Origin of the sequence: Nonomuraea sp. NPDC049784, assembly GCF_040659615.1 — a bacterium.
Classification (GTDB): domain Bacteria; phylum Actinomycetota; class Actinomycetes; order Streptosporangiales; family Streptosporangiaceae; genus Nonomuraea.
On record NZ_JBFAMX010000060.1, the window covers coordinates 24628 to 33369 of the forward strand.

9 protein-coding genes and 1 pseudogene are annotated in these 8742 nt (G+C 65.8%); 8 read left to right on the forward strand and 2 right to left on the reverse strand.

The window, feature by feature from the left end:
• Nucleotides 1–136 precede the first annotated feature (136 nt).
• Entirely contained in the window at nt 137–1630 is a 1494-nt protein-coding gene (locus AB0J09_RS15985) for an alpha/beta fold hydrolase (RefSeq protein ID WP_360690511.1), read from the forward strand.
• A gap of 596 nt (nt 1631–2226) precedes the next feature.
• Here the strand turns inward: AB0J09_RS15985 and AB0J09_RS15990 are convergent.
• Nucleotides 2227–2454, reverse strand: a complete 228-nt coding sequence (locus AB0J09_RS15990) for a hypothetical protein (protein WP_360690514.1) — start codon at nt 2452–2454, stop codon at nt 2227–2229.
• A gap of 17 nt (nt 2455–2471) precedes the next feature.
• Here AB0J09_RS15990 and AB0J09_RS15995 point away from each other — a divergent pair, with 17 nt between their 5' ends.
• The 3 genes and pseudogenes from AB0J09_RS15995 to AB0J09_RS16005 all read left to right on the forward strand — a co-directional run bounded on the left by AB0J09_RS15995 (nt 2472) and on the right by AB0J09_RS16005 (nt 4162).
• Nucleotides 2472–2900: an integrase core domain-containing protein gene (locus tag AB0J09_RS15995; RefSeq protein WP_360690517.1), complete on the forward strand. Its 429-nt coding sequence runs from the start codon at nt 2472–2474 to the stop codon at nt 2898–2900.
• A 223-nt stretch (nt 2901–3123) separates the two neighbouring features.
• Nucleotides 3124–3450: pseudogene (locus AB0J09_RS16000) on the forward strand (hypothetical protein); the annotation flags it as partial.
• Nucleotides 3451–3997: 547 nt separating this feature from the next.
• Complete coding sequence (locus AB0J09_RS16005) at nt 3998–4162, forward strand: hypothetical protein (protein ID WP_360690520.1); 165 nt, start codon at nt 3998–4000, stop codon at nt 4160–4162.
• A 44-nt stretch (nt 4163–4206) separates the two neighbouring features.
• Here the strand turns inward: AB0J09_RS16005 and AB0J09_RS16010 are convergent, their stop codons facing one another.
• On the reverse strand, nt 4207–4374 hold the full coding sequence (locus tag AB0J09_RS16010; RefSeq protein WP_360690523.1) for a hypothetical protein: 168 nt from the start codon (nt 4372–4374) through the stop codon (nt 4207–4209).
• A gap of 290 nt (nt 4375–4664) precedes the next feature.
• Between AB0J09_RS16010 and AB0J09_RS16015 the strand changes: the two genes are divergently transcribed.
• From AB0J09_RS16015 to AB0J09_RS16030, 4 genes are all read left to right on the forward strand, one after another.
• Nucleotides 4665–5972 (forward strand): MFS transporter, encoded by a 1308-nt coding sequence (locus AB0J09_RS16015; protein WP_360690526.1) that lies wholly within the window; start codon nt 4665–4667, stop codon nt 5970–5972.
• On the forward strand, nt 5969–6763 hold the full coding sequence (locus AB0J09_RS16020; protein WP_360690528.1) for a tyrosine-type recombinase/integrase: 795 nt from the start codon (nt 5969–5971) through the stop codon (nt 6761–6763). Before AB0J09_RS16015 ends, AB0J09_RS16020 begins: the two co-directional genes overlap by 4 nt.
• Nucleotides 6764–7456: 693 nt before the next feature.
• The gene (locus AB0J09_RS16025) at nt 7457–8254 is read left to right on the forward strand and encodes a hypothetical protein (protein WP_360690531.1); all 798 of its coding nucleotides are present in this window, start codon (nt 7457–7459) and stop codon (nt 8252–8254) included.
• A 51-nt stretch (nt 8255–8305) separates the two neighbouring features.
• Nucleotides 8306–8644, forward strand: coding sequence for a recombinase family protein (locus AB0J09_RS16030; protein ID WP_360690534.1), 339 nt, complete (start codon nt 8306–8308; stop codon nt 8642–8644).
• The last annotated feature ends 98 nt before the right edge of the window (nt 8645–8742 follow it).

Consider the following 8742-nt stretch of genomic DNA (forward strand, 5'->3'; position numbering starts at 1 on the left):
GCAGGACCGAGCCCCTCCGAGAGTGGTTCGCCGAACGACCCGGGGGCCTCTGCCCCACGACCAGTCGATGCAGCACCGTTTGCCCAGTCGTGGGCCGTTCGGGCATCCCGGCAAGCCGATCAATCATAGGAGCAAGGTGTCAAGAAGAACTTCTCGGCTCGCCGTCGCCCTCGTGGCGATGGCGACGCTGGTCACCGTCCCGCTGACCGGTGCGGCCAACGCGATCGTCACCGGAAAGGACGTCACGGATGCCGTCGGCAAGCGCGGCATCACCTGGGGGCCGTGTGAGGAGGAGCCCTCCGTCGAGTGCGGCACGCTGGCCGTACCGGTCGACTGGTCCAACCCGAACGGACGCACCCTCCCCCTGGCGCTGGCCCGGCGCAAGGCCACCGACCCCTCCGCGCGGATCGGGTCCCTGCTGGCCAACCCGGGCGGCCCCGGCAACTCCGGGGTGAACGACATCCTCCGCCCCTCCGGCTTCAGCGAGGACATCCAACGACGGTTCGACATCGTCGGCTATGACCCCAGGGGCGTGGCCCGCAGTGGCTCGGTGACCTGCTCGGCCTCGGTGTACAACCAGATGCCGTACCCGGTCATGACCAGCCAGGCCGACTACGACAAGTGGTTCGCCTTCGACAAGACGCTGCGCGCGGACTGCCGCCAGCTCACCGGCGCCCTGCTGTACGACCACCTCGACTCGGCCAACGTGGCGCGCGACATGGACGCCATCCGCTCGGCCCTCGGCGAGCCCAAGCTCACCTCCTACGGCGTCTCCTACGGCACGCTCGCCCAGCAGATGTACGCCGAGATGTTCCCCAACCGGGTTCGCGCCATGGTGCTGGACGGCAACATGGACCACAGCCTGAACGTCAAGCAGTTCCAGGTGACCGAGGCGGCCACTGTCGAGGACAGCTTCGACGAGTTCGCCGACTGGTGCGCGCGCGACACCGACTGCGTCCTGCATGACCGCGACGTCCGCGCGCTGTGGAAGGCGCTGCTCGACAAGGCGGGCCGCGGCGAGCTGTACTGGCCGGGCGAGAGCGACCCGGTGAGCGCGCACAACCTGCGCTGGCTGGGCGTGGTCCTCAACGAGGCGCCCGTCTGGCGGCAGGAGGCCAAGGTGCTCCTCGCCCTGGACGGCGGCCCGGTGCCGGACGACATGGGATGGCCTCCCGGCAACGGGCCGGTCAACGGCGAGTTCGCCGAGCTCCCCACCGCGATCCTCTGCGAGGACTGGAACCTGCGCCTCCAGGACTACAACGAGTACGCCGACGTAATGCGCGCCTCCAACGCGGTGGCGCCGGACATGGCGTACAACCCGATGCCGATGGGCGACATGCCGATCTGCCAGGGCCACCCGGTCAACAACCCGCAGCACCCGCTGCGATACTACGGCAGCGCTCCGCTGCTGGTGGTCACCTCCAAGCACGACCCCGACACCCCCTACGAGTGGTCGGCCAACGTCGCCCGCCAGCTGGGCTCCAAGGCCACCCTGCTCACGTACGAAGGCTGGGGCCACGGCGTCTACGGCATGACCCAGTGCACCACGAACGCCGTGGACAGCTACCTGATCTCCCTGACCGTGCCCGCGAAGGACGCCACCTGCCCGGCCGAAGAGCCCCAAGGCTGAGGTTGTCACTTCAGGTGTGTACAGATCATTTCTGATGGCTAGAGAGTGGTCTTTACTTGATTCGTCCTGGGTAGGCGATGTCGAGTTCGATGAGTGCTACCCTGTCCCGCTCGAAAACACGGTTTCGCGCTCTGAACTGGGGTTTCGCTGCGCGATCAGGGCCGCGGCTGAGACCATCGCGAGGTGTTGTTTTCGCTGGTCTACCGGTTGGCGAGGTGCTTGTTCGGCCTGCTGACGGTGCTGGTCCGCGCTGATCTGTCTAAGGACGTTGAGCTGCTGGTGCTCCGTCACGAGAACCAGGTGCTCCGCCGTCAGCTTGGTGGCCGGCCGCGGTGGGATCACACCGACCGGCCCTGGCAGGCAGCGTTGTCGCAGCTGATCCACCGCCGCCGGTGGGCGGAAGTATTCCCGGTCACCCCAGCGACGATCTTGCGCTGGCACCGTGACCTCGTAGCGCGTAAGTGGACCTTCACCGACAGGCGACGCCCAGGGCGGCCCGGCACCCGCCCGCCGGTCAAGGCGCTCATTGTACGGATGGCCAGGGAAGACCCGACCTGGGGGCATAGGAGAATCCAAGGCGAGTTGACCCGCTTGGGCTACACATCGCAGCCTCCACGGTGTGGGGAGTCCTGCACACTGCCGGTATCGATCCGGCGCCCCGCCGGGCCGGCCCAACCTGGCGACAGTTCCTGACCGCTCAAGCCCACGCGATCATCGCGTGCGACTTCCTGGTGGTCGAAACGCTGCTGCTCAAGCGGTTGTATGTGCTGGTCTTCATCGAACACGGCACCCGGCGACTGCACCTGGCCGGTGGGACCGCGCACCCAACGGAGCATGGACGGTGCAGCAGGCCCGCAACCTGGCGATGGACCTGGGTGACCGCATCGCCGGGCTGCGGTTCGTAATCCACGATCGGGACCCGCTCTTCACCTCCGCCCTTCGGGAAGTCTTCAAAGCTGAAGGGCTACGAGCCGTCCCCACCTTGCCGCGGACACCGAGGATGAACGCCATCTGCGAGCGCGTCATCGGCACCCTACGCAGCGAACTCCTGGACCGCATCCTGATCCTCAACGAACGCCACCTGGTACTCGTGCTCCAGGAGTACCTGATCCACTACAACCGGCACCGGCCGCACCAGTCCCGGCATCAACGCCCCCCGAACACCTCAATGCAGTCCGCCCGCGACGTAACCGACCTCAACGACCTACGATCCATCCGCCGAAAACCCGTCGCCACAGGCACGATCAACGAATACCATCACGCCGCTTAACCGCAGCTCAGACCACGTAACTCAATATTCGAGCGGCACAGGATGGGATGTCGATCGAGGCATTCGAGGCCGTTGATGGCGATCGAGCAGCGGGCAGTTAGGAGAGTGGTGCGCGGGGAGTCCCCTATGAGAGGTTTGCGCTCATGGTGACCTTCAGGATCCCGCAGATCGTTCTCTTCAGCCAGGACATCGATCGAGCAGCGGAGTTCAAAGAGCTGTCGGGTTCACCGAGGTCTTCCGGACACCGCCTGAAGGAACGCCGATCCACGTCGATCTGATGCTCGACGGCTACCGCATCGGGCTGGTCGGTGAGAAGTTGGCGCGTGACGATCACGGCCTTGCCCCGATCGTCGCCGGTCAACGCGCGGCGGTGATCTTGTGGACAGACGACACACCGACTGGCTACGCCCGCCTGCTGCAGCTTGGGGCCACCCCCGTGAAGCCGCCTGAGCCCTGGCTGGGTTATCTCCTCATCGCTTGGGTCGAAGATCCTGATGGGCACCTCATTCAGGTGGTACAGAGAACGGAGCGCCCTAGCAGTTCAACGTGATGGGACAGATCAGAGCGCACGAGCACTGCCAGCAGGCCTGTGCGGCCCTTCTGCCGGACCTTGGCCGGAGCCGTGATCTGAGGACCTCGAACGCTTTGCGTCCGTTTTGGGTTCGGAAAGTCGGGCGCGGTGGTTGACCTGTGATTATGTGGCTCAAGCATGGTGTGAGCTCGGACATCCTGCTGGTGGTGTGGTGGTCTTCGCTCTATGTAATCCTCCGACGCGTCCTGCAGCTGCTGGTCCTGCTCAGCTGGGACGATCGCAGCAAGGATGTCGAGATCGTGGCCCTACGACATCAGGTTGCCGTGCTACGTCGGCAGGTGAACCGGCCCGATCTTCACCCCTACGACCGAGTCGTGCACGCCGCGCCGTCTCGGATGCTCCCGAGGATTGCATGGCCGGTCTTCTCGGTAACGCCGGCCACCTTGTTGCGCCGGCATCGTGACCTGGTGGCGCGCCGGTGGACCTACCCGACTAAGCGTCCTGACCGCCCTCGGACACCAGCGCCGATCCAGGATGCGGTATTGCGCCCGGCCCCGGAGAACCCTTGTCGGGCTACCAACGCATCAGCGGCGAACTGGCCGGCGTTGGTCTTCGGGTGCCGCCGAGCACAGTTCGCGACATCCTCAAACGAGCCGGGCTCGAACCGACGCCACGCCACACCGGCCCGACCTGGAACCAATTCCTCAAGGCGCAGGCCTCCGGCATCTAGACCTGCGACCTCTTCCACGTCGACACCATCTTCCTGAAACGGCTCTACGTACTGTTCTTCATCAACCACGCCACCCGAGCCATACAGGTCAGTCCGCGGATCGCAATTTCCGGACCCCACAGGTCCTCAAGCTCCGTGCCGTGCAGGCCAACGGCGACCTCAACGTGTACTTCCGCTTCCACCTCGCGCGTGAGCACGAGCGTGTCCATCACACCCGCTACCAGGACAGATACCGCCTCGATTCAGCGGACACGTAGGTCCTTCGGTCGCTAGAGTTGAAGCTGTTGCGGAATCCCGTCCGCCTGGGGAATTGAGGAGCACTGATGTCTACAACGATGACTGGAGCTTCCGTTCGCCCCTTGGTGACCGCAGTCGCAGGCTTGTAACGCCGCGCGTGTAGCAGCAAAGTCAGCACACATCCCGGTCGCCGGGGCGAGGTGACACGTGTCACCGGCCCTTGGCGCTGTTTGGCGTCTCCGTTCGCCTTTCCGGGAGTTCTGCTGTGTCCGCTCGTCATTCTTCACTGCTCCGTGTACGTGTCCTGGTCGAACGCCTGATCGCTGCCCCGTTCGGCAGGAAATCTCAACGGTCGAGGTCAGCTTCGCCTGCTCCGAACTCCGCTGATCAGACTGTCAACCGGAATGTCCGCCTGCTGAGCTGGTTCAACTTCTTCGGCGACTTCCGCATGTACGGGTCGATTATGGTCATCTACTTCGCGCAAGTCACCGGCTCGTACACCGCTGCCGCCAGCCTCCTGGCGGTGAAGATGCTGTCTTCGGCAGCGTTCGAGGTCCCTACCGGGGTGCTCTCCGACCGCCTCGGCCGACGCGGCACGATGATCGCCGGTGCCGTCGTCATGGTGGCCGCCCATCTCGGGTACGCCGGCGCTTCGGGCTACGGCCTCCTCCTGGCAGCTGTTGTGCTGGAGGGATTGGCGACCTCACTGTGGAGCGGCAACAACGAGTCTCTGCTCTACGACACGTTGCTCGAAGCCGGCCGGGAGGAGGAGTTCCCCCGGCACTCGGGCCGGGTGAACTCGATGTTCCAGATCGCGCTCGCACTGGCGGCAGCCATAGGTGGCGTGGTCGCCGGCGCGTGGTCGCTGCGTGTGGTGGTCGTGCTGTCGGTCGTGCCGCAGGTGCTGTGCGTGCTCGTCGCCTTGCGGGTCCGGGAACCGCGGGTGCACGGCCCGCTGGAATCGAACGTGCTGGTGCATCTCGGATCGGCCCTGCGCGGCATCCGCCGTAATCCGGTGCTCCGCCGGATGACTCTGGTGTCGGCGCTTCGTTACAGCAGCGAAAGCGCGGCCCAGTTGTCGCCTGTTTTCGTGGCAGGGCTGTGGCCGCTCTGGGCGCTGGGCCTGTGGCGCACCTTCGGCCATGGCGTGGCCTTCGTCGGCTTCCGCGTCAGTGGTTGGGTGATCGGCCGGGTGGGCGCGGCCCGCACTCTGCTGTTCGGTGAGCTGTTCGACAACGTGGCGAACTTCGTGGCGCTGGTCAAGCCGACGGTATTTTCGCCCGTGCTGCTTGGGTCACCGGCCTACGGCATGTCGACAATCGCCCAGCAGACGTTGCTGCAGCGCGAGTTCACCGACCGGGAACGCGCGACGATGGGTTCGCTTGCGTCGCTGCTCGGCAGCGTGCTCTACGCGCTCGTCGCCCTGGGAGCCGGCCTGGTGGCAGACCGTTGGGGCATCGTTCCGGCGTTGCTCGCGATCCAGGCGGTGGTGCTGATCGCACTTCCGCTCGCCTGGTGGGTGCACGCGCACGCTTCTTCGCTCCCCGCGGGCGCTGGGACGGTGACGGGATGAGCGCCTTCTCGGCCCCGGCCAGGCCTGCGGTCGACGTCGCAGTGCTGCAGGGTGAGATCGAAGCGATTTTCGGCTTCCGCTGCTCGGTGCCCTCTTTCGTCGCCGGCGGGCAGGACACCGATGCCTCGGTCCTGCGAGCCACGACGACAGAGGGCCAGGAGGTCGCCGTGAAGGTATCCCGCCGCGCAGGGCGTCCGGGCGGCCTGCTGGTGTCAGACCCTCTCGCCGAGCTGGGGCTACCGGGAATCCCGGCCCCTTACCGGTCCCGCAGTGGAGCGCCGTACAGCGACTGCCACGCGGGCCGGTTATCCGTGACCCCTTGGATACCTGGCCGCGCCAGCGCCGCGGGCATGACCCACGAGCAGTGGCGGGAGTTCGGCGGGCTGCTCGCACAAGTCCATGGAGCCCGGCTGCCGGCGGAGCTCGCCTCACGCATCCCGCGTGAGGACTACCGCACACCGGCCACGGCCGATCTTCACGAAGTGGACCAGTGCCGCCTGCATCCCCAGCACGTCTCCGACCAATTCCTCTGGCTGGCCTACCTGGCCGGGCTACCGCCCGTCCGGCTGCATGACCTTCGCCATGGCGCGGCCTCGCTGATGCTGGCGGCCGGGGTGGAGATGAAGGTGGTGCAGGAAACGCTGGGCCACACCTCCAGCGCCTTCACCGCCGACACCTACACCTCCGTCTACCCACAGGTCGCCGCGGCCGCAGCCGAGAAGACCGCAGCCTTGCTGTTCGGCGAGGAAGACCAGGCCGCACCCGGAAAACTCATCTCGATGAGAAGCTGACAGTCGGATTAAGCATCCGGCCCCGCACTCGCCGCCTCCTCGCGGCGAGGCGGGGCCGCTGCTCTTCCCGCAGCAGCCGGAGACGGTGAATAGATCAGCGTGTGTGCGGGGTGGGTGCGCGCGAGCACGTAGGGAGCACGCTAGCCCCTAAGGGTCAAACAACAGGGGCCGCTCGCATATGAATGCAGGTCACAGGCTGACAAGCTGACCAAGCTCGAACTGGAGAGCCGCGCTGTCGCCGCCGGCCAGCGTCCACCTCGTGCATGGCCAGAGCATGTATGCACGGCGTCGGCGCCTGATCCTAAAAGCACAATTCGGCAACGCATAGGGTAGGCCCACCTAAGTAGGTTGCCGAGATATGCCCGGAGTGCCACGTTCACCACGGAAGCAGTCCCTCGGGCACCGAGGCCGAACCACTACAACGGGCACCCGCCGCACCAGTCCCGACACCAACGCCCCCGGACACCGCAACGTAGCCCGCCCGCAACGTGACCGACCTCAACGACCTGCGATCCATCCGCCGAAAACCCAGCGCCACAGGCACGATCAACGAATACCGCCACGCCGCATAACCGCAGCTCAGGCCACGCAACCCAATATTCGAGCGGTACAGCATCAAACGATGAAATCGGAACGAGATCTCGGCCTGCGAAGATCACCCGGCCTGGCTCACTATCCGAGGAGACGACCTCCATGAGGCAATGGGCGCTTGCCCTGTCGATCACATCGGTGATCTCGATCATGCCGCTGCCGGCCGCCGCCGCGGCCCGCCTCGACCCGGTTGCCGCGCTACGCCGCCAGCTCACGAGCGGCGACGGCGTGACGTTCTCCAACGTCCTGGTCTCCAGATCCGCAGGAAAGCCGCTGACCCTCAGGCAGTCGGGAATCCACGAACTGGATCAGGGGAAGGTCGTCGCGAGCGACATTCTGCGTCCCAAGGACTTCACGTTCGGCAAGTTCCGCCAGCGCCTCATCCTTTTCCCGGACCGGGTCTATGAGCAGTCGACCAGCTTGCGGAAGTATCTGCCGGAAGGCAAGAGCTGGGTGATCAGCGAGTCGAAGCAGTCCCTCGCCCTGAGCTGCGGTCAGATGCGTCTGAGCGACCCCGCAACGCTCAAGGCCCTGCTCGCCGCCACCACGGTCAAGCGCCCCGCCAGCGTGTACGACGGCACCCGCACCACCCTCCACGAGGGGTCCATCACGTTCGGCGAGCTTGCCAAGGCAGACCCTAGCTTCCGTATCGGCGTCAATCACAGGCCCACGGGCAAGTACGCCCGCGTCCGGGTCACCTGGAAGCTCTGGATCGGACAGGACCAGCTCATCCGCCGATGCCACAGCTCCTCCACACAACCCGGTATCCCGCGACTGAGCGACGAACCCCTCCAGCTCGTCGACGACATCCGCCTGTCCCGCTGGGGCCGCGCGACCGACATCCAGGCTCCTCCAGCCGATCTGGTGGCGACCTACGACGAGCTCAACATTCCGGAGTAGACCAGGAGTCTCATGTTCTCTGCCGCGGAGTGATACTCCACGAGTACTCACATGCCGCTTGACCTGCATGGATGGAATTTTCGGCAGGCGCAGTGCCGCAACCGCGGTGGCTTCGACCAGGCCCTCGCCGCTGTGTGGGACGGCAGCGTCATCACGGTGACCAAGTTCGACTGGTTCGCCCGCAACATGGCCGAGGCCAACGAGATCCTCACCGACCTGTCCGGACGCGGCGCGTCCTTTTCGGCCTCGGCGCATCCGCCCACGACTGGACCGACCCGTTCGGCAGGCTGTTCCAGCAGACCCTCGCTGTGGTCGCAGAGTTCGAGGCCGACCTCGGGCACATGCGCACCCAGGCACCGTCCCTCCGGAGCGACTCGTGGATGGCCGTGACCACACGCTCATCGGCATCCGCCTCAGAGGCTTGAGGTCGGTTTCGCGGCGCCGGCCTCCCTTGGATCGACTGTGATGACGGTGCTCACAACAGTCCT

Bases quoted from the DNA above. Each gene is read 5' to 3' on its own strand.
- AB0J09_RS16025 (WP_360690531.1), top strand. From the start codon at position 7,457: ATGAGGCAATGGGCGCTTGCCCTGTCGATCACATCGGTGATCTCGATC.
- AB0J09_RS16030 (WP_360690534.1), top strand. From the start codon at position 8,306: ATGCCGCTTGACCTGCATGGATGGAATTTTCGGCAGGCGCAGTGCCGC.
- AB0J09_RS16020 (WP_360690528.1), top strand. From the start codon at position 5,969: ATGAGCGCCTTCTCGGCCCCGGCCAGGCCTGCGGTCGACGTCGCAGTG.